This is a genomic window from Pseudomonas sp. PA-4-8C, from assembly GCF_021606625.1.
GTDB classification, from domain to species: domain Bacteria; phylum Pseudomonadota; class Gammaproteobacteria; order Pseudomonadales; family Pseudomonadaceae; genus Aquipseudomonas; species Aquipseudomonas lactis.
This window is the reverse complement of record NZ_WKCD01000587.1, coordinates 1-703: the sequence shown is the minus strand read 5'-3', so window position 1 is coordinate 703 and position 703 is coordinate 1. Positions and strand designations below refer to the sequence as shown.

At 63.3% G+C, this 703-nt stretch carries 1 protein-coding gene; it reads right to left on the bottom strand.

Annotated elements, in window-relative coordinates:
• The coding region (locus tag GIW04_RS31140; protein ID WP_236479668.1) for a condensation domain-containing protein at positions 1-703 on the bottom strand (703 nt) is incomplete at both ends.

Here is a 703-nt window from a genome sequence, read left to right as displayed (position 1 = left end):
CAACACTTGGAACAACGGGCTCAGGCTCAGGCTGCGCTCCGGTTGCAATGCCTGCACAAGCTGTTCGAACGGCAGGTCCTGGTGAGCCTGGGCCTCGAGGGAACGCTGACGCACCTGGTGCAGCAATTGCTCGGTGCTCATTTGCCCGTGGATATCGGCCTTGAGCACTTGGGTGTTGACGAAGAAGCCGATCAACCCCTCGGTTTCCAGGCGATTACGGTTGGCAATCGGCACGCCCACGCGCACATCTTCCTGGCCGCTGTAGCGATGCAGCAATGCCTGGTAAGACGCCAGCAGCAGCATCGGCAGCGTGACGCCAGCGTGCTGCGCCAGCGCGCGCAAACTGCCCAACAACTCCGGATGCAACTCGATACCCAAGCGTGCGCCGCGATGGCTTGGCTGTGCCGGGCGCGGGTGGTCGAACGGCAACTCCAGCACTGGTTGCTCGCCGCTCAACTGCTCGCGCCAGTAGGCCAGTTGACGCGCCTGCTCACCCGCCTCCATCCAACCGCGCTGCCACACGGCATAATCGGCGTACTGGATCGGCAGCGCCGGCAATTGCACGTCTTGGCCTTGGCTGTTAGCGGCATACGCCTGCACCAACTCCTCGACCATCAACTGCATCGACCAGCCGTCAGAGACGATGTGATGCTGCACCAGCACCAGCACGTGGTCGTCCTCGGCCAGGCGCAGCAAGGTGACC